We start from the raw sequence: 22,280 nt of genomic DNA, 5'->3' as shown, positions 1-22,280 counted from the left end.
GAAAAAAATCATTTAAAAGAGTAAAAATCCGGGAGTTAGCCGGATTTTTGTGTTTTCATTACGATCCCATGTCGCTGCTGCATCAAAAAGAAAAAGACACCTAAAAGAACAAGAAGACCACCGAACATTTGTAGCAGCGTGACTTTCTCTCCAAGCAGTAAAACAGCGAGTATCGTTGCCCCAACAGGTTCGCCTAGAATACTCATTGAAATAGTTGTCGCATTCACATAGGTTAACAGCCAGTTATTAATCACATGGGACATGGTAGGAATAATGGCTAGCAGTAAGAAAATCCCCCATTCTTTACCCGAATAGCCTATAAAAGGCGTTTGCTGTATAAGGTTAAATAAAATTAAAAAAAGGCCGGCAAAACCAAATACACAAAAACTATAAATCCAATGAGATATCTTTCTCACAGCTTGTTGACCGATTAATAAATAACAAACAACAGCGATTACACTGAAAAAGGATAAAATGTCTCCTATAATGGCGTCTTGGCTATGTCCAATATCCCCCCATCCAATCATGAGCGCACCAACAATCGCCGCACACATTGTGAAAATGGCTGACTTCGTTGTTCGTTCACGAAAAATGAGAAATCCGCCTAATAATGACACCATCGGCTGAAGTGCAATGATGATTGTAGAGCTCGCTACTGTGGTGAGCTTCAATGAGCCGAACCACAAAACAAAATGGAGCCCTAAAAAGAAACCTGACATACATAAGAAAAACCAGTCTCTACACTTTAACGAGACAAACTCTTTTTGACGTGGCAGAATAAACGGAAGCATCAAAACCGCCGCAAATATCATTCGATACATACTTAGAATAGCAGCAGGCGCACTTGACCATTTTACAATAATGGCCGAAAACGAAATAGCAATGATTGAAATAACAAGCGGCACCGCAATTGACTTCTTTGGAGCATTTGTCTTCATTTCCATCAGCAGCTTCCTTTACAATCAGCAGTAGATGAGTTTCTCATCTTGTATGACGTCATCTTACTATGACTATTCGCCTAGAGGCAAGATGAATTTTTAGAATGTTTACATAAAAAAAGCTTTCTTCACGAAAGCCCCAGATTGTTGACAAAGGGCTAAAATGAACTTTATTTTAGCCCTTTGTCTTCTTTTCAGCGTGATAGAAAACCTTTGCAGTCTAGGAAGGACGAGCATCGGCGCGGAGCGAATTTAACATTCGTGAGCACCGAAGCGCAGGACTGACACCGAATGCGAGGGTTTGTCTACACGCTGAAGCTTTCTTCACGAAAGCCCTTATTCATCATCTATTAATACATACACAGCCCGCACCGGGCCATGAACACCAACGACTAAATTCATTTCAATATCGGCAGAATTACTTGGACCTGATATAAAATGAATGGCGCCTTTCGTCTGCTCTCCTTCTTCTACTAGGCGATGAAGAGCTGAAACAGCATGAATCATCCGCGGGACAATTGTGCTTTTTTCAATACATACGATATACATCATCGGTAAAAAATGAAGTGCTCTCCCTTGACCTTGATGGGAGGAAAGAACAACCGTTCCGGATTCTGCAAGTGTGTAATCACTGAATACCACTGCATATTTCGCTTGTTCTGCCTGCCTTATATTTTCTTCTCTTGATGTACCTGCATTCCAGCTAGTGACTGAGATTCCTTCTTTCCGCAAGGCTTGAAACATAGGATGACATTCATATTGTGCAAAACGTCTATCGCTCGAAGTCATCACAGGACCTTCTCCATACTCTTTCATCAATAGTCGTAACGTTGAGGGTGCTTCTTTTGGCGTTGTTTCTACCACTCTCGTATGAATTTGCTGACATTGCACCTTCAATTGCTCTACCAATTCTTCTTTCGACAGACCTTCATTTGTTTCCCAATTGGCTCGATGCTTCCAAACCGGACGCCGAATAGATGCAGGCTTGGAGGAGCTTTTGCCTAATTGTTGCTGGATATGTGCTAAAAATGGATCTCGATGAGAAATGGTTCCTTTCATTGCCGCTCCTCCTTTTGTTTCTTTTTAAACCAATCCCGAAACCTTTCTTTGCTTGGCGCTGGGAGGTCACGAATTTCTGTCCAATTCTTTAAAGGACTCGCACCTTTTGAAATCTGTCCGTTTGAAGCCATACGTTTCAAGAGCACAGGGGCTGCTTTTGTTCCAAATCGATACATTCTAGGAGTGGATGCGCCCATTCCGAACATTTTCATTGCCATCATTTCCGCTTTAGGCGCTCTCCCCTCTTTTTCAACGATGACTTGTCGATGTTTGATTAATAATTCGTGAAGTGGAATTTTCACTGGACAAGCATCTGTACAGGCTGCGCACAAACTTGAGGCGAAAGGAAGCTCTTGGTAGTCGTCATATCCTCCAAGTAGCGGCGAAAGAACAGCACCAATCGGACCCGGGTAAATTGATCCGTACGAATGACCGCCAACATGCCGATAAACGGGGCACACATTGATACAGGCTGCGCACCGAATACATTGCAAAACTGGCTGAAATTCCGTACCTAATATGTTTGACCGTCCGTTATCCACAATGACCAAATGGAACTCTTCTGGCCCATCAACTTCTTCTTCTCCTTTTGGCCCCACGACAGAGATATAGCTTGTTAACTTTTGACCTACTGCGCTTCTGCACAATAGACCGACAAGGACATCGAGCTCCTCCATCGTTGGTACAAGCCGCTCCATCCCCATGACTGCGATATGTGTCTTTGGAATAGACGTGACAAGATCCGCATTCCCTTCATTCGTCACAAGACAAATCGATCCTGTGTCAGCCACAGCAAAGTTACAGCCCGTCACACCAATATCTGCTTCAAGAAATTTTTCTCGTAACAAAGCTCTTACAAATTTGGTCATTTCTTCAGGAGTCTCTGACATATCATATCCAAGCTTTTCGTGAAAAACTTCCCGTATTTGTTCTTTCGTCATATGAAGGGCTGGTGCCACGATATGTGAAGGTGGTTCATGGTCATCAACTTGAAGAATATATTCTCCAAGATCGCTTTCAACTACCTCGCAGCCAATCTCTTCTAGCGCTTGATTCATTTCAATTTCTTCTGTGACCATTGATTTTGATTTCACGATCTTTTTTGCTGCTTTTTTTTGTGCTACATCTTGAATGTACGCCGATGCCTCTTCCTTTGTTTTTGCAAAAAACACATGACCTCCACGTCTACTCACGCTCTCACTTAATTGATATAAATAGTCATCAAGATGGGCCAGTGTATGCTGCCTGATGTCCTCTCCAAGTTCACGCCACTTTTCCCAGTTTCCAAGCTCTTCACTTGCAGTCATCCGCCTTTTATACAGACGCTCCTGTGCCGAAGAAACAGCTCCTCTCATCACAGCGTCTTCTAATCCTTCGCCGATCCGCTCTTTAAAAGCCTTCTCTCCAATTTTCATACTCATGTGCCGTTCCCCCTCTTAGCTTCAGCGGCTATTCAACACTTCTGCGATATGCATCACTTTGACTGGCTTATGAAGACGATTCAGTCTTCCTCCGATATTCAGCAGACATCCACAGTCAGCACCAATGATATATTCAGCGCCTGTCTCCTCTATGTTTTGTACTTTTTCATCGACCATCTGCTCAGAAATGGGTGTCATTTTGATTGAAAAAGTTCCTCCAAATCCGCAGCAATTTTCAGCGCGAGGCAATGGTTCCATCACCAAATCTTTGACATTTGACAACAGTGTGAAAGGCGCTTCCTTAATTCTAAGCAGTCTCGTCATATGGCAGGAGGTATGATAGGTGGCTTTTCCTTTCAAACTCGCACCTACATCTGTTACATGTAATATATCAACAATAAATTCCGTTAATTCATATGTTTTCGCAGCAAGTGCCTGAGCACGGGCGAACCACGCTCGGTCTTCTTTAAAAAGGTGCGGATATTCTAAAAACATGGCCTTACAAGAACCTGATGGTGTGACGACATATTCAGCTGATTCAAAGGCTTTGATCATATTTTTGGCCGCTTTGATTGTTTCTTTTGTATAGCCGCTGTTAAAGGCGGGCTGCCCGCAGCACACTTGTGCTTCAGGGAATTCCACTTCAACACCAAGCCGCTCTAACACCTCAACAGTCGCCTTTCCTACATGTGGCTGCATCGTGTCAATTAAACAGGTGACAAATAAACTGACTCTCATCGGCGAACTTCCTTTCTTTTGCTGCACCTTGATTTATGTCCGGTCATCTGATGACTGAATAATGGACCTTCATTTCATTTTAATCCCAAATTTCTGAAATTTCAACGAACGGATTTGTCTAAAATTTGGACATCATGCTTGGGAAGGTACATGAAAAAAACGCCCTTTTTACAGGGCGTTTGAGAACATTCATGTTTCTATTTCTTCATACTACCGAGGGAAATGTCGTTCACACAAACCGCCTTCACTTCATGATTTTCTTTATGTGATGAATTCGTTTTCCAAAAGAAGGATGACTTTCACGCCATTCAGATTTTCTTCCGTCCTCTCCATCTTCTTCAATCAAATGACTTAATTTTATCAAAGTATTGAGGTATAGAGTTTGATTCTCAAGGTGGCGAACAGCAAAGTGATCCGCCTGAATCTCAAATAACCGACTCATTTTCTTTGGCAGCCACTCCGTCATAAATATCATGATCAATATCCCTGCTGGGAACAACAGAATATATTGCCACCAACCATTGGCAAGCATCACCTGTCTGGCATAATACATACTGATTCCCATAAGTAAGGTGACAATCACAGTGAGATAAATGGTGAAATGCGCATGTTTTAATTTTACATGTCCCATTTCATGGAATAAGATCGCACGAATTTCCTCTGTATCAAACTTATCTATTAACCCTTCCGTCACATATAGATTGACTTTTCTTCTAAATGGAAGTTGAAATGAATATATCCAGGCATTCACATCATGTTGTGAGTCTTTTTTTACCCATATATTTACCTTTTGGTTCGTTTTATGCTCAATATCTTTACAAATATTTATGAATTCGTCCGTCCGTAAGACTTCATACTTATTTATCATTTTTTGAATGAATGAGTAACCCATAATAAATAAGATGACTAGGGCGAAATACCAAGCACAAAATAGAAAAAGGTGATCCATAACCTTCGCTTGAAACGCCAAAGGCATGACTAAATAAGAGCCGAAATATATCAAGGATAATGTGATAGCACCAAATAAAACGGCTTGCTCCCTAACGTTCAGGAAGAATGAATTTCCTAAAGTGTCTTCATTTTCTCCTAATACATCAGAAGAATCTTTTGTCACATACTCAAATGAATAAGCTGTCAATAAGACTGACAGGAAACTAGGCAATAGTATAGAGAGAATCATACTCAACACATAAGATCCTGTAACTGATAGCACGTATCCCATTAAGAAATAATAATTTAATCCCAAGGGAAGAAAAATGGCTAGAACAAAGGGAATGAATAATGTGAATAGGTTTTTCATCGATTCATGAAGGTTAAAAAGGAAAAATAACAAAGCGGGCAAAAGAATTCCCATTAAAGTCATGAATGTAACAAATGTGGTGCTATACTTAAAGTTTGTGTTGATCTTAGTTGTTTCTGTTAGATTCGTTAGATTGTATGTAGAAAAGAAGGGATTTTGCGTTACCTGTTCCATCATGATCGTATCATCATGGATAGGTACAAAGCCTTTTCTTAGAAAAACCAATGCCTTATCATTCATTATTTTGTCTGTTTCAATCTTACTGATTCCATTCGCAGATGGGATCTGTGTGAGATTTATGTACTTTCCACTTAATTGAAAGGATGCTTCTGAAGAGCCATTGAAAGAACCGTCTTGATAGGTTAATAAAACGTCACCCTGATATAGCGAATGAGCGACGAATACTTTTGGATTGCTTTCTTTGTTCGAATCAAGTAAAACAAATGGTGAAACAACGGCTGAACGAAAACCGAGTTCAATCATAATGACGATGATTGTGATTATACTGGCAGTGAGATAAGAGAGGAAGGCTTTGCGTAACATGTCATCACATCCTGCTGTTTAATTGGATTAAAACAAAATGAATATCTTGAATAATGTATTTCATAATAAAGTAAGCGTCATTCATTTGCTGGAATCATCTCATAAAATTCTAACATCTACATACAGAATATGTACGACAAAATGGCCATTACATCTATATTTTCAAAAGAATGGCTCAATGAGGATAGAAAAAACGCCCTTTTACAGGGCGTTTTTACATGTTTAGTTTGACATCATTTCTCGTATTCTATCTTCAATAGGTGTTAAAGAGCGGCCTAATAGTTTTTCGAAATCATGGCTTTCGACTGCTAATGCCCCATCGCGAATTCCGCTTTGCATCGCTTTGACAAATGGAACAGCTTCTTTCGGTACACCATTTGACGCTAAAAATTCTCCAAATGTATCTACATCCATGTGCTCTACTTTGATTTCTTTCCCGCTCACTTTGCTGACCATTTGTGCAAGTTCAGTGTGTGTGCGAAGCGGTCCTGACAATTCATAGATTTCTTGATCATGTGCCGGCAGTGTTAACGCATTTGCTGCTGCTTCTGCATAGTCATTTCTTGTTGCCCAGCCGACTTTACCTTCACCAATTGGGCTGATAAACGGCGCTCCGTTCACTGATGCCAGAATCGTATCTTTTTCATTTTCCACATACCAATTGTTTCTTAGAAAAACATGAGGTATGCCAGAGGCCAAAATTGCTTCTTCTGTTTTTGCATGGTCATGTGCTAGGTTAAGCTGACTTTCTCTTGCATTGACAACACTTGTATAAGCAATAAATGACACATTCGCTGCTTTCGCTGCTTGGATGGCATTGATATGCTGCTTCACGCGGTCTCCATCCCCAGACGAAATGATCAAAAGGCGATCAATCCCTTGAAACGCTGATTGAAGTGTATCCGGCTGTGTGAAGTCTCCCTTGCGCACATCCACCCCAGCTTCCTTTAGATGGACTGCTTTTTGCGGATCTCGAACACTGACCGCCAATTGTTCAGCTGGTACTTTTGCGAGCAAATGTTTGACGACGAGCGATCCAAGTTGTCCGGTTGCACCTGTCACTAATAATGTCATTAATTTGACCTCCTCATTTTTCGTTCAACGGTGATGTTTCATGTATGAAGCAGCTGGTTTCTTGCATCAGATCATTCGTTATAATCAAAATGGTTACAACAAAGGGGTAAAAAAAGCTCTATGTATGAGCTTTTTCTACTCCGCCTCGATTAATAATTGCTTAATTGTCACTTGTTTAAGATGATGTTCAAGTGCGGACTGTGCTTCTTTAAGTTCTTGCCGCAGTCTCGTATCCATGGCTTGACCAATTGGACATGCAATGACTGGTTGATGAAAGCTAAATAACTCTTCATCTGCGCTTACATCCACAGCCCGGTACACATCTAGTAGAGTGATGTCCTCTGCCGGCCTTTTTAAGGAAGCACCGCCAACTCCTCGGCGAATCTCAATGAGATCCGCCTTTTTGAGCATAGCCATCATTTTTCTGATAATGACTGGATTTGAATTGACACTTTCTGCAATAAAATCCCCTGTGCACTCTTTTGAAACACCCGCAATAAATGACAAGATATGAACAGCAATGGTATACCTGCTGCTAATTTGTTTCACATTCCTTCACCACCGTTGTAATCAATATAGTTACAATGAGCGGTTTTGTCAATCAATAAACGGATGTTTCTTTCTTTCCCAATCTTCAAATGTCATCATCTCATGATGTTCTCCTGCATCAATTTCAAGCGGTGCTATGCATTCAAGCAAATTGCCATCTGGGTCAAGAAAGTAAATCGCGGCATGAAATTGTGGCGGATTATCAAGAACTAAAGGCTGCTGCTCTTCCGAAAAACCAAACATCGGATGAATGCTGATCCCTTTTTCTATCAGCCATTCTTTGATCTGCTCAATGCTGGATGTTTCTATTTGGAAGGCGACATGTCGCGTCGCTGGATGATATGGAATAGTGGATATATCAACCTTCCAAAGGCCAAGCCAGCTCTTTCCTTTCTCAATCCATAAAAAGGCCACTCGTTCATTTTCATGAGCAAGTGTTAATTCCAATTTTTCAAAAAAAGAAATGGATGCCTTCAAATCACTCACAGGTAAATGTGCTTCATACAAGCCTTTCATCATCATTTCAATCACTCCTTTACTATCTTCTATTGTGCAGGAATTGAAAACATTCTTCCTCAGCAAAACGATGTATTTCAACCAAGCCATTGGATTGAGATGGTTAAATGTTTGATCCATTGCATATGGGGGAAGGTGTTCAAATAAAAGAAAGGAGCGTTCAATATGCCTTGGACAATGGAAGATTATCCAGCTTCATTCCAATCACTAGACAAAGTCATTCGAAAAAAAGCACTTGAGATTGCCAACAAAATGGTGCAGGAAGGCTATGAAGAAGGTAGAGCGATTCCAATTGCGATCAATCAAGCGAAAGAGTGGAAAAAGAATGCGACGGAAAAAGAAATGGAGGACTTTCACTCTCATGGTTCTGTGACTCCTTCTAAGAAAAGCAGCTCTGCACGACCTGAGCTCATGGATCATGCGCAGCATGTCGTGAAACATGATGAAGGCTGGGCGGTTCAAACTGAAAAAGCGAAGCGTGCAAGTGAGGTAAAAGAAACGAAACAGGAAGCCATCGACCGCGCGAAAGAGATTTCATCTAAAAAAGGAACAGCAGTTGTCATCCACCGAACAGACGGGACGATTCAGGATGTAGTGAAGCCAAAATAAGACCGCCCTTTGGCGAGCGGTCTTTTCTTTATGCATTCTTTTCTTTTTTAGCGGGTGCTTTTCTTTTCTTAGGTGCTGCTTTTTTCGTTTTTGCCGGTTTTGATCGATCGATAGAAGCCTGCAAAGCGGCCATTAAATCGGTGACATTGGATGAAGCCTCTTTTTTACCTGTCGTTTCTGGCTGAACGGTATGTTCTCCAGAGATTTTGTCTCCAATTACATTCATCAGCTGCTCTCTGTATTCATCCCGATATGCGGCTGGATCGAATGTGGTGGTCAGCTGCTCAATTAAAAGGAGCGCTGTGTCTAACTCTTTCTTCACGATGTTTTCCTCTTGCGGGATATTCGGGACGTCTGATACTTGCCTAATTTCGTCAGGAAAATGAATGGTTTCCATTAATAAAATATGTTCGTAGCACCTAACAATCGCTAATTGCTCCTTTGAGCGAATCATGATCTTGGCTACACCGATTTTCCCTGATTCTTGCAACGCTTTTCTTAATAATGAATAAGCCTTTGCTCCGCCGGTATCTGGAGATAGGAAATAACTTCTTTCATAATAGATGGGGTCGATTTCTTCTATCTTCACAAAATCAATGATTTCGACGGCTTTTTCTTCATTTTCTTTTCTCAGCCTTTCGAGTTCTTCCTCATCCAATTCAATGAATTTATTTTTGGCATACTCGTACGCTTTTACAATTTGCTCTGGCGCTACCTCCTCGCCGCAGTTAGCACAAACCTTTTTGTAGTTAATCGGCGTATGGCATTCTTTATGAAGCTGTCTTAATTTAATATCTTTGTTTTCTGTAGCGGTAAACAGCTTGACTGGAATATTCACCAGTCCGAAGCTAATGCCGCCCTTCCATACTGTATGCATCGTAACGCCTCCGTTCTTTTCTCCTTACTATGTAATGTTTTCATCAGAGTTATGTATGTTTATGAAAATTTCATCCCACCATAAGAACACATGATGTAAGGAAGTGAAAAACACAATGAAACCGATGCGTTTAACGTCTGCACATGATATTCCTGCTGGAGCAGACTGGCTGTATGAATTAAAATATGACGGCTTTAGGGCCATTCTTATATGGGAAAAAGACGCCATCCATTTAGAGAGCAGAGCGGGAAAACGATTAAACAAACAATTTCCTGAAGTCATTGATCAGTGCCAGCAACTAACAAAGCAGCTTGCACCTTTTTTACCGCTGACCCTAGATGGAGAATTGGTCTTTTTACTAAGTGAACAAGAAAGCGACTTTACAAAGGTTCAGCAAAGAGGCAGACGGAAAAACACAGAAACCATTCAACGCCAGGCTAAGCGGTTTCCATGTCATTTGATTGCATTTGATCTATTGAGATGCAAAGGGAAATCCCTCGTTGATTTACCGTTGATTGAAAGAAAAGCTGAGCTGCATGAGGTGTTCCAAGCAGCAAATCTTCCTCCCTCCGTTCAGCTGAATCACCCCTCTCTTCTTCAAATCATCCAAACCGATAGCAGCCCTGATGACATGAAAAAAATCATGCTGACCTATTTAGCGGAAGGATTAGTTGCTAAAAAGAAGATGAGTAAATGGCAGGAGCATACCCGCTCGAAAGAATGGCTCAAAATCAAAAATTGGCGGTTTGTATCTGTCATCGTGACTCGTTTTGATAAAGACAATGGCTATTTTCAAGGATGTCTTTATCAAGAAACGAATCTCATAGAGGTTGTCCAATTTAAGCATGGTTTTTCTAAAGAAGAAGAACAAACCCTGCGTACCTTATTTCTAACCAAAGGTCAAATGACTGAAGCATCACATTATGAAATCCCACCATCCATTGTCGCAAAGATCGCCTGTATTTCTTTTGATGGATCAGCCTTACGTGAGCCCCGGTTCTTTTCGTTTTTATTCGATGCAGATCCAGCAACGTGTACCTTTCAACACATGCTCAAACAGCTTTATCCGCTCCCAGCTATGATTGACGTCACCCACCCAGAGAAACCGGTTGTACCTGCCCTTCATATCACAAAAGCAGATTACTTACTTTATTTGAGGCAAGCCGCTCCCTATTTATTACCCTTTTTACGTGAAAGACGTCTTACGTTAATACGCTTTCCTCATGGCACTGGTGGAGAATCTTTTTATCAAAAGGCAACGCCCGATTATGCGCCTGATTTTGTTGAGACAGATCAAGCGCACGATATTTCTTACACAATCTGTAATGATCCTAACACGTTGCTTTGGCTTGGTAACCAGCTGGCGATGGAATTTCATATTCCTTTTGAAACGAGAGATACAGATCGGCCTGTAGAAATTGTATTTGATTTAGATCCGCCTTCTGTTAAAGAGTTTCACCTAGCAATAGAAGCAGCCAAACGAATCAAGGTCATTTTAGATGGACTCTTTCTCACCGCATTTATTAAAACAAGTGGTGGGAAAGGGCTACAAGTTTATATCCCATTGAAGAAAAATGCCTTCACATACGAACAAACTAGACAATTCACTGCGTTCATCTGCCAATTTTTATGCGAACAAGCACCCGAGCTGTTTACGCTAGAGCGTCTAAAGAAAAACCGTGGCAACCGTTTATATTTAGACTACCTTCAACATGATGCTGGAAAAACAATCATCGCCCCGTATTCCCCGAGAGGAAACGAGCTTGGACTTGTTGCAACACCGATTGAATGGGAAGAATTAAATAGCGAAGAATGTCATCCTTCTTTATATACGATGCCGGCTGTTATGAAACGTCTAAAGGAAAAAGGCGATCCATTCCGTCAAATGAGGCACCATGTGAATGATGATTCTTTTCGACAAGTTTTATATCAGCTGCAGGACATATTACCAGCTCATAAAATGGACACACGCGGTCATTAAGCGTTACACTTATTCATTAGAGAGGAAGAAAGGGATGACCATTTTGACCGCACACTCAATACGAAACATTGCCCTGATGTTCTTATGTCTTACCGCAGGAATAGTGGATGTTATCGGCTATTTAAGCCTGGGGCATGTGTTTACAGCAAATATGACGGGAAATATTGTACTGCTTGGCATTGCAGCAGGCAGTTCATTGCAGTTAACCGCTCTTCATTCCATCACGGCACTTAGCGGATTTGTTCTAGGTGTTTTACTAGCTGTTGTCATAGGTGGAAAACAAGAAAAAACATTTTGGCCAAAAGCCGTTACACGCATCTTTATCATAGAAGTCATCATCTTGCTTCTATTTGCTCTTATGACCATTTTCCCTTATACGCAAGGTGCTTATTTTATGCTGATTATCCTTTTAAGTATGGCGATGGGCATGCAAACGGCGGCCGCACGCAAATTAAATGTCGCTGGCATTTCTACAACAGTTTTAACGAGTACACTTGCTAACTTATTTGAAGATTTGGCGCAGCGCTTATCAAATCGGGAAAAAAGAAAAGCCCCTATTCAGCATGTGAGCTTTCTGCGAATTGGATCTATTGTCTTTTACTGCCTAGGTGCTGCTTTAGCAGCATACACAGATGCGTACGATCCGTTTATCATCATTTGGCTGCCTATTTGCATCCTAGGGGTTATTGTAATCACAGCTACATTTAAGCACTTTCACCAATTGAAATAGCCAATCTTAGATGGCTATTTCAACCACTGTGATGAAACATTAATAACTTCTTACATAAAAACCAGGAGGACGCCCCATAATGAATGTGGAGCCATATGGAGAATATCCAGAAAACGTCCCGAACCCTCCATATCCAGGGTAACCTCCTAAGCCCGAGAACACGCCAGGGCTCACATAATACCCGCCAAAGCCAATATGAGGTCCCACTGCTCCGCCGCTAAAACCGCCGCCATGAAAGCCTCCATACACCCGTGGATCCATACAATCACCTGCCTTCAACTTACACTTCATCTCATCATATGCGTGACAAATGGAGCGGTGTTCCCTCTTTTGTAACAATTTCTATGTACAATAGACCAATTTCATAAAATTTGAATGAAAAGTCCTGCAAAAAATTAAATTAAGCAAAGAAAGGTGACCTTTTTAACTTGTTGCTCTGCTCCATGTTTCTTTAGAATAATGGAGCAGGTAACAAATTTGCACACCCCCTTTGTTGCGAATTCTTCTTATTAAACGTTCTTGCAGCGTTTAATAAGAAGAGCCTATTTTCACCCATATAAAAAACCCTTGCTGATGATCATCAACAAGGGCGAGATATGATTGTGTGATTAACCACCAATGATTTTTTCTGCTACTTCGAAAGAACCCGCTACATTTTCAGTTAAAACAGCCGCAGCGACCGCTAAACCCACAACGAATAATACTTTTAATCCTGTTTTCATCTTATATCAACCCCATTCTTTTCATATGTAAATCCGCTTCTAAACTTTTATTCAAGTAAAAAACAGACTGCTCATAAAGTGCTTGCTTTTCACAATACTTTGCAGCAAAGTGAGAAAGCTCTTTCACTTCATGATATTCATTCTTTTCTTCTAACTTTCTTAATTTCTCATTAATTTGCTGAAATCTTTGTGGCACATTCGTTAAGTAAAGATCATGTACGATGCCTATTTTGAGCTGAAACACTTCATGAGAAGCATCTTTTATTCGTGCATATGCAGCCTCTATATACTGGCTTGCGCGCTGCTTTTCACCAATCACACAGAGTTCCCGGCTGATCAGATACGTAGAATGGAAAAAGAAATCAGAATCATAATACTCTTGATGAGACAATGCTTTTTCAAGATGTCGTATGGATTCTTTCGGTTTATTCCAAAATGAATATAAAATGGCCACATTATGGTGATGCTGAGCCAGCATAAAGTCATCCTGTTCGCTTGTCAACACCTCTTCCGCCAAACGATAATTCTCAAGCGCTTCTTCGTACCTGCCAATCTCTGTAAGGTTGGCTGCAATAAGAGAATATGAAAGTGCAGTTCTTCTTTCATATTGCTTGTGACGTTTATAGACGTGTAGAGCCCTGCGAATATAACTTAATGAAAGCATGATATGACTCAGGCGATAGTAAAGCCACGCGACCTTAAAATCGAAATCAGCGCGTTCAATTTCACTTGGAATTTTATCTAAGAGCTTTTCCGCACTTTGATACATCTGTAATGCAACCTCATAATTCCCCTGATGCTGTTCATACACACCCTCATAAAAATCAAAATAGTAAGCAAGGCGATTAGACAAATCATCATCTTTATTCCCATAATGGCCTTCTATACTTTTCGTTGAAACATTGCCTTTTTGCCCTCTTAAATTGTACATCAGAATATGATGCCTTTTCTCTAGAAGAGAATAATACATGAGGATGTCAGCATCATCAATTTCCTCTACTGCTTGTTTCGCTTTAGCAAATAGCCGTTCTGCCTCATCTGCATGATCTTTTTTGATTTCCATGTTCCAGTCATTTAATAGTGATGCCAATTCCGCCACAGGAACTTTGCTCATTCTACACCCCCAATCACCTTCAGCTACACCACATGATTTCACTAAATATGGAACTTCTATTAGCAATTGCTAATTAGTCCATTTGACATCATTTTAATATGAATCACTTGAATCTTCAATAACCGATTCCTTCGTTATTGCGTTTCTTTCTCCTAGTCAATGATGCATACACTAAAAATTCCGTCTTTTTTCTATTAAAGGACACGGTTGAATTGAAAAAAAAGCCCTTATTGGGCTTTTTGGATTTATTCCAATCTGATAATGGTTAATGCCGCTCCAACAGATCCCCCGCCAAGTAATACTACGGTTGCGACTAAACCGAATATTTGAAGAGAAATTTGATTCCCTGCTGCAAGTGTTGTAATGAGAGATACATTGTAGGTAGATGTAGATAAAGCAGGTGTTAAAATAGACCCTGCTATGGGTGTTCCGTTGTTAATCACCCTTGTTCCTGCCAGAAGTGCAGCGCTTGTATTTACTTGATACGTGATAAAATATCTCCCTGAAACAGGTACAGTAAACACCGTATTACCACCACTTACGGTAAATCCATCTAAACTTTGGTTATTAGGCAGCGTCACTGCCGTTCCGCCTAAAACAACCAGCACCGTACTTCCCGACGTATTGGATGCGTACATCGAGTTAGTTGTAAAACTAGTACCGGTTGGACCTGTGGCTCCCGTTGGACCCGTCGATCCGGTTGGGCCAGTTACTCCCGTTGAACCCGTGGCTCCCGTTGGACCAGTTACTCCTGTTGAACCCGTGGCTCCCGTTGAGCCGGTTACTCCCGTTGGACCTGTGGCTCCAGTTGGGCCGGTTACTCCCGTTGGACCCGTTGCCCCAGTTGCCCCGGTTGGGCCAGTTACTCCCGTTGAACCCGTGGATCCGGTTGCGCCGGTTACTCCCGTTGGACCCGTGGATCCCGTTGAGCCGGTTGGACCGGTTACTCCCGTTGAACCCGTGGATCCGGTTGCGCCGGTTACTCCCGTTGGACCCGTGGATCCCGTTGAGCCGGTTGGACCGGTTACTCCCGTTGAACCCGTGGATCCCGTTGAGCCGGTTACTCCCGTTGGACCTGTGGCTCCAGTTGGGCCGGTTACTCCCGTTGGACCCGTTGCCCCAGTTGCCCCGGTTGCGCCGGTTACTCCTGTTAGACCCGTGGATCCCGTTGAGCCGGTTACTCCCGTTGAACCCGTGGATCCGGTTGGGCCGGTTACTCCCGTTGGACCCGTTGCCCCAGTTGCCCCGGTTGCGCCGGTTACTCCTGTTAGACCCGTGGATCCCGTTGAGCCGGTTACTCCCGTTGAACCCGTGGATCCGGTTGGGCCAGTTACTCCCGTTGAACCCGTGGATCCGGTTGGGCCGGTTACTCCCGTTGGACCGGTTACTCCCGTTGAGCCGGTTACTCCCGTTGAGCCGGTTACTCCTGTTAGACCCGTGGCTCCAGTTGGACCGGTTACTCCCGTTGAGCCGGTTACTCCCGTTGAACCCGTGGATCCGGTTGGGCCAGTTACTCCCGTTGGACCAGTTATTCCTCCACACATATTAAGTTGGGCGCACATGTCTCACACTACTTTCAAACTGTGGAATCTTCAAGACATACACACTAATACTGATAATTGAGAGAAAACGAAACGACAATACTTCCAGTCGAGGTTCCACCAGTAGCTAAAATCCCAATCGAGTTCAGATCACTGAGCGTAATGGATCGACTCTCTCCTGGCGGTACCGTGAAATCAGGAACAGCAGTACCGTTTACCTCTAAAGCCACGGTAGGTGCTACAGCCACAATCCCATTGTTTTCCACCATGATGGTTCCGTTTATGACATAAGGTGTTCCATCTGTCCAGACGACAACTGCATCAGCTGCTGCTGCTAAATCAAGTGTGAAGCATACTGCATCATTTACAAAGCCCGCTTGTTCATTACTACATCCGCCTAAAATAGCCATTTTAACCCTCCTTCAACCTAGTCTTGATAGACTATGATCCATTGACCTTTGAAGATTGTGCGATTATCACAGCTTCAAAGCTTTATTTTTCTTCTTTGTATCATGTTGATTTGCATGTCTAATCGTGCTTGCACACTTTCAGTTGACGGAGATTTCAAGATAAATTTCACATCTTTCACAGTAATCGCACGACTTTCTCCTTTTTGGACAAGAAGATCATAACAAAATGTACCAGTTTGAATTCTAATTGCGACTGGTACATCCTGATGATCTTGATGATGCAACACAACAGTTGCCGTATTGAGAAATTTTGTTCCATTCCGCCATACTTCCACCGAACTGGGCGTTGTGGAAAAACAAAGAAAGATGTGGTGAGATTCTATGTTTTTTAAAATAAGCGTATCATATACAGGAAGCTCTACTTCAATCATTCCACATAAAAAAGAAAGATCTACAAGAATTTTCGAACTGGATCGATACAAAACTTTTTGACAGCATGTTGATCTATTGCAGCACGGTACAAGAAGTTCCAACAGCACACAATTCTGCTTTTCATTGATAGAGCTCAAAGAAAAATAGCAAGTCTTAAACACACTTCTTTCAAAAAACACCCATGAGTAAAAAGGTTCCCCATCTTCCATGGTGAGCAAAAAGGGAGAACTCATCGAACGTTTGTGAGTAAAGCCTTCTAATTTTGTTTGATTGTTTATCTCTTTTAGTTTACTCATCAACAGGTTTGTCACTTTCAATCAGCCCAATTCCATGCTGTATACATAACTATATGGTCTTTTATCATATGTGCCTTTGACTATTTTGTGCGATTGGATTAGATGATGAGCATAGCTTTTCATTTTTCAAGTTTCTCTATATAATATGAACAAGAACTTCCGTGCCTCAGTAGCTCTAGAAGGGAAGAGCGCCGTAAAACAATTGTAGCTAGCGGGTCGCAAGGCAAGGGTTTCAGAAGCACCGAAAAGCAAATGAGCTGAGACAGGTGAAACTCCTGTCGGTGAAATTCCGTAGGGAAGCGTGTTGCCCCCTAGCCTATGCTTACGAAAGGAGTGCGGGTTCGAATCCCGTCTGAGGCTTGATGAATATGGAGGATGAAAACAATGCAGGTTTTTGAAGAATATGTAAGCAATATCGGTAATCCAGAGCTGAAACAGCGCACGCAAGACATCTTACAATGGATTTCAGACACATTCCCTCAATTAGAGCCAAGAATTGCTTGGAATCAGCCCATGTTCACAGATCATGGCACATTTATTATCGGATTTAGCGTCGCAAAACATCATATTTCTGTCGCACCAGAAGGTAAAGGAATTGAACACTTTTCACCAGATATTGTACAAGCTGGTTATGACCATGGAAAAAAGATGTTTCGGATGAAGGAAAGCTTACCGATTGACTATCCTCTGTTAAAAAAAATCATCGAATTTAACATTGAAGACAAAGCAGATTGTTCCACATTTTGGCGAAAATAATAAACACCCCGATCTGATTTCATAACAGATTGGGGTGTTTTTTCGTGAGACTTACATTTTATTTGGTTCTCTCTCCTGCCCATTTCTGCTCCATCCATTCATAGCACGACAGAAGTACATTAACGCCCTTGCGGAAAGCCAAAAGACCATACAAATAGAAAAAATAAAAAAGGTGCGTGATCTCTAGGAAAACAGTCGTTCTTTTCGATTAAAAGATTAACTTGATTCAATTCTGCAAAGGGCTGCTGATTGGAATAAAAGATCCCAGCTACTTTCCCTAGCACCTTTGCCAAAATAAAAGTCAACCCAGCAGATATCATCATCCATTCTTCTGCTCCGGTAACGAGCGAAAAAAACAATGAGATCATTTCACATTTTGTCACTTCATTGTCATCCGGATACCAAGAAACAAAGCACTATTTAGAATGAAACTGCTCCCATTCTTTTTTCAGCAAAGCATATTGATAGGTATTTTCATATTTAGGTGTGCCATCTTCATTTGTAGTAAATGAAACAAACTCAAGAAAGAGGCCTTCCTTCCTCATGCCTAAACGCTCACATAATGTTTGAGATCGATCATTGTCATCCTCTACATATGCATATAAGCGTCTTGCTCCTTGATTGACAAATAGATACGACAAGAGAGCTTCTGCACTTTCACGGGCATATCCCTTCCCTTCATATGACGCATGAAAATTCCAGCCAATCGAATACGTGTCCGGTTCATCTTTTAAATGAAACAATTCACCGATAATCAACTGACTTTCTTTTAAACAAACCGCCATATAAGAGTGATCTGCTTTTCTTTTTTGCACCTTAGCGACCGCTTCTTCTAATGTAGAGATTTGATCATCCAGAAAACAATTCACTCTTGGTTGAGACAAGTATGCAAACATTCCAGGTGCATCTTCATCACGAAATGGTCTAATAATTAACCGATTTGTTTCTATTTTATCCATAAGGGTCTCCTTACTGTTTCTTCTTTATCTTTCACTATTTTAGATGACATCCACTGTTTTTGACACTCTGATCGCATGGACGTATCCATTTTTTAAACTCCAAGCGCATTTTGTAATGAAATAATGTCATCAAAACTGCTATAATCGAACATAAGTTTGCATTTTATTGAAAAGGGATGACTTGAAATGATCAAAACGGTAGAAGGCAATATCTTAGAGGCAAAAGAAGACATCATCTGTCATCAGGTGAACTGTAAGGGTGTCATGGGAGCAGGGTTAGCAAAGCAGATCAAAAGCAAATATCCAAATGTGTATAAAGACTATAAACGGTTATGTGCAGAACAAGGAGATGATTTATTAAGCTCCGTTCAGCTCATCACAACGAGCGACGGAAAAACCATTGCCAACTTATTCGCCCAAGTTGGATACGGAAGAAAAACAAAACAAACGGATGACGACGCGTTACGCAGCTGCTTTGAACATCTAAAACAGACAGTGACAAATCCAAATGAAAAGAACCCCCTTCATTCTATCGCCATTCCTTATGGGATCGGCTGCGGCTTGGCAGGCGGCGATTGGACGATTGTTCGAGAGATGATGGAAGAGATCCTTGGCGATTGTGAAGTGACGGTTTATCGGTTTAAATAAGTAAAATGAGAAATTCTAGAGTGAATAAGAGCACCCTTTCTGCTTGGAATGAGTGCTCTTATTATGTTCTCTAGTCTGTATTTCTTTAATATTCTCAAAACGATTTTTACTCCAAAGTAGAAAGGTACTTTTCTAAATGTTTTTTACCCGAATTGCTTTTAGGTATAATGCCTAGATGATTATATTTCCAAATAGTTTTTCTTTCATGAGGGTTTGTATTCGAAAGGTCATCATAATTAAACTCTATATTTAAATATCCTGTTTCATCAATTATCATTGTAAAATTTGTCCAAGGTGCTTGACCACTTTGTTCAAACACTCTCCCAAGTTCTTGGATGTAGTCGACTAATTGATGCCACCTTTCTTTGTATTCATGTTCACTCACTTCAAACAATTCAGTTATCTCATGACTATATACCGGCTTACTATCATTTTCTTCAGGTAAAAAATAAAAGTAAGCAGTCTGTGAACCTTCAACTACCTCACCATATAAATAGACCTTTTTCCACTTGACCGGTATGGTTTCCACTACAACATCAACTATCAGCTTATATACATATTCTAGTTCTTCTTCTTTCATTACTTTTTACCTCCATACACATTATCAAATCGTCTGATTTCCCATTCATCATCACCGATTTTATACTTAATATCAAAAGTTTCAGGACGTAGAGAATCAGCCTTATAGTTAGGAGTTATTTTCACTTTAACTTCATCACCATTTTGAAGAGCATCAGCCCAAGTGTTCTCAAGTTTTTTCCATTCACCTTTGTTTAAATTTCCATTCATTGGAACAAGATTATCAATATCGCCTGACCCTTTGAAAATTGACGCAATTAAATGTCCACCATCATCATCCGGTAATCTGTCCGGCTTACCTGAATTGGATTGAGCATATTTATTTCTTTTGACCTCTCCATATTTTAAATCACTTGCTTCGACTTTGACAATGCGTCCGTAGTGATCTGTTGTGTAGGTGTAACCTTGCTTTGTTGAATAAACGACATTCGGTTTTAATAACTTTTTGCGTTTCCATCGCACATAGTGCTCTCCGTAACTGACAACGGTCGGTGGTGATTTAGGTGCTGGTAATCTTCTGCCTGTCTGAGAGATACCGTATCCTGAGTTGTTGTCTAGACGCTTTGCCATGGAGAGAAGTTTATTTTTGAGATTTTCTCCGTCAAATACATTGTACGGGAGCTTCGGTCCACCAGCCATTTGAAACTTTGGTGAGTATGGCAATAGATTCGGAATAGAGACTCTATCTAATGATTTTGCTCCTTGTTCAAGGCCTTTCTTCATTGTTGTTTTGGCCGCTGTTGTCCCTGTTTTTGTGATGGCTCCTGCCCCTTTAGAACCAAAGACAATTTCTGCAAGAGAACCAGTCGCATAGGCGAACCAGTGTGACCGAGAATACGCGTCACCATTTAAGACTTCTTTTTGGAATGAGTCTGAAATCGATTTTCCAATCGCTTTCGATGTTTCAATTGGATGTGAAACAGCCGTTACGACTGATTCTATGGCACCCCCAGGGTCTGTTACAAGATCGTAGATGCCAACTACCGTATCTTTTGCCACATCATATAGACCCACTGCAGCACCTTTTACACTATCAACGAATACCTCCGATGCTTCTTCCTGTGCTTTGATTTGGAGAAGCTGGCTGTAATACATTTTTTGATCATATGTGAGATTCTCATAACCGATCTCATCTACAATCTCAAAGTATTTCGCTTCTGATAGACACGAAGGATCATTGAGCTTTTCTTTCAGTTCTTTGATTCTTCTTTTTTCTTTTTCTTCTTTTTTCACCTTTAAATAGGCTTTTACTTGAGCATCAATTTGATCATGGTTCTTGTACACATCTGTCTCATGAAATGCTTTTGCATCATAATACATTGGCTGCGCATTCTTTCCTTTTCCAGTAGCAGCCATCATCTTTGCATAAAAAGTGTTGAGGTGATTCTCAACCGCTTCTGACTTTGCGTATTCCGTTTTCAAATCATTGTCTATTTGATGTAAAACTTCAATGGTCTCTTTTCTTTTTTTGTTCGCATCGTCTAAATGTTCATTGACCTCTTTACTTGAAAAAGTATGTAATTCAATTAAATCACTAATATCGTCAAAAATAGTGGAAAGTGCCTCTTTTTGTTCTTTGACCATATCTTTATTGTTCTGAATCCCTTGTTTCAATTGAGTGTCTAAAAAGTGCTCATCAATAAAAGTACTCCCGCCTAATGATTCATCATCAAGCTTTCCTTTCACCCCATCTAAAAAAGCTTTCTGCATATCGATAAAATCAAGATATGTGTCTGTGTACAGCGCAAGATCCTCATAAAAAGATTTGATATTGTCTGCACCTTTTCCAGTAAATTCATCACCTAAGCCCGACACACTTTTTAATGCTTTTTTCACAAGTTTCATTTCTTCTTGAAGCTCATGATAGGCTTTCGACCTCTGTTCTACAGCTGATAGTAGAGATGGAGCATCTAATATTTTCATATAAAAAAGACTCCTTTTATGGCATATTCTTTTACTAGAATACCATAAGGAGCTTGACACTTTAATCCACTTTATCGTTTTTTAACCAATTATCTATCAAAGCTACCTCTTGATACATAAGTAACTTGTTTTAAAAAAATCCATCATTGAAAGTTATTGATAATTGTATACAATGCTTTCTTTAGCACAACCTTATCATCATTTGACAAGTTTTGGAGCGCTGTATTGTTCAGCTCAATTGTTGCTGCTTCAACTTTTTCTCTAATGTCTAAAGATTTTTGAGTCGCCTCTACTAAAATATTTCTTCGATTTTTTGGATCTATTGTGCGTTCAATTAAGTCAGCTTTTTGCATTTTATCTAAAATTCCAGAAACTGTTGAGGCTTCTAAATACACAAGTTCTCCAATTTGTTTAGGAGATAGCTGGCCCTCTCTCCACAAACAGTTCAACACACCATATTGAGCGGGTGTCAAATCACATTCCTCTAAAAGCTTACTAAAGTACTTAAACACTTTATTTTGACTAACACTTAGTAAAAAATTTATGCACTCTGATAATTCCATTT

At 40.8% G+C, this 22,280-nt stretch carries 25 protein-coding genes; 6 read left to right on the top strand and 19 right to left on the bottom strand.

Features of this window, described 5'->3' with window-relative positions; translation table 11 throughout:
• Window positions 1-35: 35 nt before the first annotated feature.
• The 8 genes from ABG082_RS08775 to ABG082_RS08740 all read right to left on the bottom strand — a co-directional run bounded on the left by ABG082_RS08775 (window position 36) and on the right by ABG082_RS08740 (window position 8,144).
• The gene (locus ABG082_RS08775) at window positions 36-944 is read right to left on the bottom strand and encodes a DMT family transporter (RefSeq protein ID WP_041092699.1); all 909 of its coding nucleotides are present in this window, start codon (window positions 942-944) and stop codon (window positions 36-38) included.
• A gap of 330 nt (window positions 945-1,274) precedes the next feature.
• A complete protein-coding gene (locus tag ABG082_RS08770) occupies window positions 1,275-1,997 on the bottom strand; it encodes a lactate utilization protein C (protein WP_348936776.1) in 723 nt (240 codons plus the stop codon).
• Window positions 1,994-3,418 carry a LutB/LldF family L-lactate oxidation iron-sulfur protein gene (locus ABG082_RS08765; RefSeq protein WP_348936775.1) on the bottom strand — a complete coding sequence of 475 codons (1,425 nt, stop codon included), beginning with the start codon at window positions 3,416-3,418 and terminating at the stop codon, window positions 1,994-1,996. Before ABG082_RS08765 ends, ABG082_RS08770 begins: the two co-directional genes overlap by 4 nt.
• Window positions 3,419-3,439: 21 nt before the next feature.
• Complete coding sequence (locus tag ABG082_RS08760) at window positions 3,440-4,156, bottom strand: (Fe-S)-binding protein (protein WP_272511553.1); 717 nt, start codon at window positions 4,154-4,156, stop codon at window positions 3,440-3,442.
• Window positions 4,157-4,400: 244 nt separating this feature from the next.
• Window positions 4,401-5,939: a M48 family metalloprotease gene (locus ABG082_RS08755; RefSeq protein WP_348936774.1), complete on the bottom strand. Its 1,539-nt coding sequence runs from the start codon at window positions 5,937-5,939 to the stop codon at window positions 4,401-4,403.
• 282 nt (window positions 5,940-6,221) lie between these two features.
• Complete coding sequence (locus ABG082_RS08750; RefSeq protein ID WP_008343941.1) at window positions 6,222-7,073, bottom strand: SDR family oxidoreductase; 852 nt, start codon at window positions 7,071-7,073, stop codon at window positions 6,222-6,224.
• 135 nt (window positions 7,074-7,208) lie between these two features.
• Complete coding sequence (locus ABG082_RS08745; protein ID WP_017367312.1) at window positions 7,209-7,622, bottom strand: Rrf2 family transcriptional regulator; 414 nt, start codon at window positions 7,620-7,622, stop codon at window positions 7,209-7,211.
• A 48-nt stretch (window positions 7,623-7,670) separates the two neighbouring features.
• Window positions 7,671-8,144 carry a VOC family protein gene (locus tag ABG082_RS08740; RefSeq protein WP_146270312.1) on the bottom strand — a complete coding sequence of 158 codons (474 nt, stop codon included), beginning with the start codon at window positions 8,142-8,144 and terminating at the stop codon, window positions 7,671-7,673.
• A gap of 159 nt (window positions 8,145-8,303) precedes the next feature.
• Here ABG082_RS08740 and ABG082_RS08735 point away from each other — a divergent pair, with 159 nt between their 5' ends.
• On the top strand, window positions 8,304-8,747 hold the full coding sequence (locus tag ABG082_RS08735) for a DUF2188 domain-containing protein (protein ID WP_007499382.1): 444 nt from the start codon (window positions 8,304-8,306) through the stop codon (window positions 8,745-8,747).
• A 28-nt stretch (window positions 8,748-8,775) separates the two neighbouring features.
• Here ABG082_RS08735 and ABG082_RS08730 read toward each other — a convergent pair whose 3' ends face one another.
• Window positions 8,776-9,624, bottom strand: a complete 849-nt coding sequence (locus ABG082_RS08730; RefSeq protein WP_008343945.1) for a Ku protein — start codon at window positions 9,622-9,624, stop codon at window positions 8,776-8,778.
• A gap of 115 nt (window positions 9,625-9,739) precedes the next feature.
• Between ABG082_RS08730 and ABG082_RS08725 the strand changes: the two genes are divergently transcribed.
• Together ABG082_RS08725 and ABG082_RS08720 are read left to right on the top strand one after the other, a co-directional pair.
• A complete protein-coding gene (locus tag ABG082_RS08725) occupies window positions 9,740-11,605 on the top strand; it encodes a DNA ligase D (RefSeq protein ID WP_348936773.1) in 1,866 nt (621 codons plus the stop codon).
• A 34-nt stretch (window positions 11,606-11,639) separates the two neighbouring features.
• Window positions 11,640-12,335, top strand: coding sequence for a YoaK family protein (locus tag ABG082_RS08720; RefSeq protein WP_035700895.1), 696 nt, complete (start codon window positions 11,640-11,642; stop codon window positions 12,333-12,335).
• Between the two features lie 39 nt (window positions 12,336-12,374).
• Here the strand turns inward: ABG082_RS08720 and ABG082_RS08715 are convergent, their stop codons facing one another.
• From ABG082_RS08715 to ABG082_RS08705, 3 genes are all read right to left on the bottom strand, one after another.
• The gene (locus tag ABG082_RS08715) at window positions 12,375-12,596 is read right to left on the bottom strand and encodes a hypothetical protein (RefSeq protein ID WP_008343948.1); all 222 of its coding nucleotides are present in this window, start codon (window positions 12,594-12,596) and stop codon (window positions 12,375-12,377) included.
• 462 nt (window positions 12,597-13,058) lie between these two features.
• The gene (locus tag ABG082_RS08710; RefSeq protein WP_272511550.1) at window positions 13,059-14,171 is read right to left on the bottom strand and encodes a tetratricopeptide repeat protein; all 1,113 of its coding nucleotides are present in this window, start codon (window positions 14,169-14,171) and stop codon (window positions 13,059-13,061) included.
• A 245-nt stretch (window positions 14,172-14,416) separates the two neighbouring features.
• A complete protein-coding gene (locus ABG082_RS08705; RefSeq protein ID WP_046343605.1) occupies window positions 14,417-14,809 on the bottom strand; it encodes a hypothetical protein in 393 nt (130 codons plus the stop codon).
• A gap of 34 nt (window positions 14,810-14,843) precedes the next feature.
• Here ABG082_RS08705 and ABG082_RS08700 point away from each other — a divergent pair, with 34 nt between their 5' ends.
• Complete coding sequence (locus ABG082_RS08700) at window positions 14,844-15,794, top strand: DUF4573 domain-containing protein (protein ID WP_348936821.1); 951 nt, start codon at window positions 14,844-14,846, stop codon at window positions 15,792-15,794.
• On the opposite strand, the gene ABG082_RS08695 is transcribed toward ABG082_RS08700, so the two are convergent.
• Window positions 15,778-16,122 carry an S-Ena type endospore appendage gene (locus ABG082_RS08695; protein WP_008343952.1) on the bottom strand — a complete coding sequence of 115 codons (345 nt, stop codon included), beginning with the start codon at window positions 16,120-16,122 and terminating at the stop codon, window positions 15,778-15,780. The two genes, ABG082_RS08700 and ABG082_RS08695, sit on opposite strands and share 17 nt — an antisense overlap.
• A gap of 74 nt (window positions 16,123-16,196) precedes the next feature.
• On the bottom strand, window positions 16,197-16,850 hold the full coding sequence (locus ABG082_RS08690) for a CotZ-related putative spore coat protein (RefSeq protein WP_348936772.1): 654 nt from the start codon (window positions 16,848-16,850) through the stop codon (window positions 16,197-16,199).
• A gap of 384 nt (window positions 16,851-17,234) precedes the next feature.
• On the opposite strand from ABG082_RS08690, the gene ABG082_RS08685 reads away from it, so the two are divergent.
• Window positions 17,235-17,606 (top strand): iron chaperone, encoded by a 372-nt coding sequence (locus tag ABG082_RS08685; RefSeq protein WP_272511548.1) that lies wholly within the window; start codon window positions 17,235-17,237, stop codon window positions 17,604-17,606.
• Between the two features lie 119 nt (window positions 17,607-17,725).
• On the opposite strand, the gene ABG082_RS08680 is transcribed toward ABG082_RS08685, so the two are convergent.
• Window positions 17,726-17,989, bottom strand: coding sequence for a hypothetical protein (locus ABG082_RS08680; protein WP_240692305.1), 264 nt, complete (start codon window positions 17,987-17,989; stop codon window positions 17,726-17,728).
• Window positions 17,990-18,022: 33 nt separating this feature from the next.
• Window positions 18,023-18,565 carry a GNAT family N-acetyltransferase gene (locus ABG082_RS08675; protein ID WP_348936771.1) on the bottom strand — a complete coding sequence of 181 codons (543 nt, stop codon included), beginning with the start codon at window positions 18,563-18,565 and terminating at the stop codon, window positions 18,023-18,025.
• Between the two features lie 186 nt (window positions 18,566-18,751).
• On the opposite strand from ABG082_RS08675, the gene ABG082_RS08670 reads away from it, so the two are divergent.
• Window positions 18,752-19,213: a macro domain-containing protein gene (locus tag ABG082_RS08670; RefSeq protein ID WP_348936770.1), complete on the top strand. Its 462-nt coding sequence runs from the start codon at window positions 18,752-18,754 to the stop codon at window positions 19,211-19,213.
• A 106-nt stretch (window positions 19,214-19,319) separates the two neighbouring features.
• Here ABG082_RS08670 and ABG082_RS08665 read toward each other — a convergent pair whose 3' ends face one another.
• The 3 genes from ABG082_RS08665 to ABG082_RS08655 form a co-directional block, all read right to left on the bottom strand.
• Window positions 19,320-19,793, bottom strand: a complete 474-nt coding sequence (locus tag ABG082_RS08665) for an antitoxin YezG family protein (RefSeq protein WP_041092234.1) — start codon at window positions 19,791-19,793, stop codon at window positions 19,320-19,322.
• Window positions 19,793-21,715, bottom strand: a complete 1,923-nt coding sequence (locus tag ABG082_RS08660; RefSeq protein ID WP_348936769.1) for a T7SS effector LXG polymorphic toxin — start codon at window positions 21,713-21,715, stop codon at window positions 19,793-19,795. Before ABG082_RS08660 ends, ABG082_RS08665 begins: the two co-directional genes overlap by 1 nt.
• Before the next feature lie 143 nt (window positions 21,716-21,858).
• The gene (locus ABG082_RS08655; protein WP_348936768.1) at window positions 21,859-22,278 is read right to left on the bottom strand and encodes a MarR family transcriptional regulator; all 420 of its coding nucleotides are present in this window, start codon (window positions 22,276-22,278) and stop codon (window positions 21,859-21,861) included.
• Window positions 22,279-22,280: the final 2 nt, after the last annotated feature.

The sequence above is a fragment of the Bacillus sp. BS1807G30 genome, from assembly GCF_040047675.1.
In the GTDB taxonomy this organism is placed as follows: domain Bacteria; phylum Bacillota; class Bacilli; order Bacillales; family Bacillaceae; genus Bacillus; species Bacillus altitudinis.
The sequence above is the reverse complement of the archived record's forward strand: the minus strand, read 5'-3'. Positions and strand labels throughout refer to the sequence as shown.

Coding starts and splice junctions, on each gene's coding strand:
- ABG082_RS08775 (WP_041092699.1), bottom strand. CDS start 944: ATGGAAATGAAGACAAATGCTCCAAAGAAGTCAATTGCGGTGCCGCTT.
- ABG082_RS08770 (WP_348936776.1), bottom strand. CDS start 1,997: ATGAAAGGAACCATTTCTCATCGAGATCCATTTTTAGCACATATCCAG.
- ABG082_RS08765 (WP_348936775.1), bottom strand. CDS start 3,418: ATGAGTATGAAAATTGGAGAGAAGGCTTTTAAAGAGCGGATCGGCGAA.
- ABG082_RS08760 (WP_272511553.1), bottom strand. CDS start 4,156: ATGAGAGTCAGTTTATTTGTCACCTGTTTAATTGACACGATGCAGCCA.
- ABG082_RS08755 (WP_348936774.1), bottom strand. CDS start 5,939: ATGATTGAACTCGGTTTTCGTTCAGCCGTTGTTTCACCATTTGTTTTA.
- ABG082_RS08750 (WP_008343941.1), bottom strand. CDS start 7,073: ATGACATTATTAGTGACAGGTGCAACCGGACAACTTGGATCGCTCGTC.
- ABG082_RS08740 (WP_146270312.1), bottom strand. CDS start 8,144: ATGATGATGAAAGGCTTGTATGAAGCACATTTACCTGTGAGTGATTTG.
- ABG082_RS08735 (WP_007499382.1), top strand. CDS start 8,304: ATGCCTTGGACAATGGAAGATTATCCAGCTTCATTCCAATCACTAGAC.
- ABG082_RS08730 (WP_008343945.1), bottom strand. CDS start 9,624: ATGCATACAGTATGGAAGGGCGGCATTAGCTTCGGACTGGTGAATATT.
- ABG082_RS08725 (WP_348936773.1), top strand. CDS start 9,740: ATGAAACCGATGCGTTTAACGTCTGCACATGATATTCCTGCTGGAGCA.
- ABG082_RS08720 (WP_035700895.1), top strand. CDS start 11,640: ATGACCATTTTGACCGCACACTCAATACGAAACATTGCCCTGATGTTC.
- ABG082_RS08715 (WP_008343948.1), bottom strand. CDS start 12,596: ATGGATCCACGGGTGTATGGAGGCTTTCATGGCGGCGGTTTTAGCGGC.
- ABG082_RS08710 (WP_272511550.1), bottom strand. CDS start 14,171: ATGAGCAAAGTTCCTGTGGCGGAATTGGCATCACTATTAAATGACTGG.
- ABG082_RS08705 (WP_046343605.1), bottom strand. CDS start 14,809: ATGTACGCATCCAATACGTCGGGAAGTACGGTGCTGGTTGTTTTAGGC.
- ABG082_RS08695 (WP_008343952.1), bottom strand. CDS start 16,122: ATGGCTATTTTAGGCGGATGTAGTAATGAACAAGCGGGCTTTGTAAAT.
- ABG082_RS08690 (WP_348936772.1), bottom strand. CDS start 16,850: ATGAGTAAACTAAAAGAGATAAACAATCAAACAAAATTAGAAGGCTTT.
- ABG082_RS08685 (WP_272511548.1), top strand. CDS start 17,235: ATGCAGGTTTTTGAAGAATATGTAAGCAATATCGGTAATCCAGAGCTG.
- ABG082_RS08675 (WP_348936771.1), bottom strand. CDS start 18,565: ATGGATAAAATAGAAACAAATCGGTTAATTATTAGACCATTTCGTGAT.
- ABG082_RS08670 (WP_348936770.1), top strand. CDS start 18,752: ATGATCAAAACGGTAGAAGGCAATATCTTAGAGGCAAAAGAAGACATC.
- ABG082_RS08665 (WP_041092234.1), bottom strand. CDS start 19,793: ATGAAAGAAGAAGAACTAGAATATGTATATAAGCTGATAGTTGATGTT.
- ABG082_RS08660 (WP_348936769.1), bottom strand. CDS start 21,715: ATGAAAATATTAGATGCTCCATCTCTACTATCAGCTGTAGAACAGAGG.
- ABG082_RS08655 (WP_348936768.1), bottom strand. CDS start 22,278: ATGGAATTATCAGAGTGCATAAATTTTTTACTAAGTGTTAGTCAAAAT.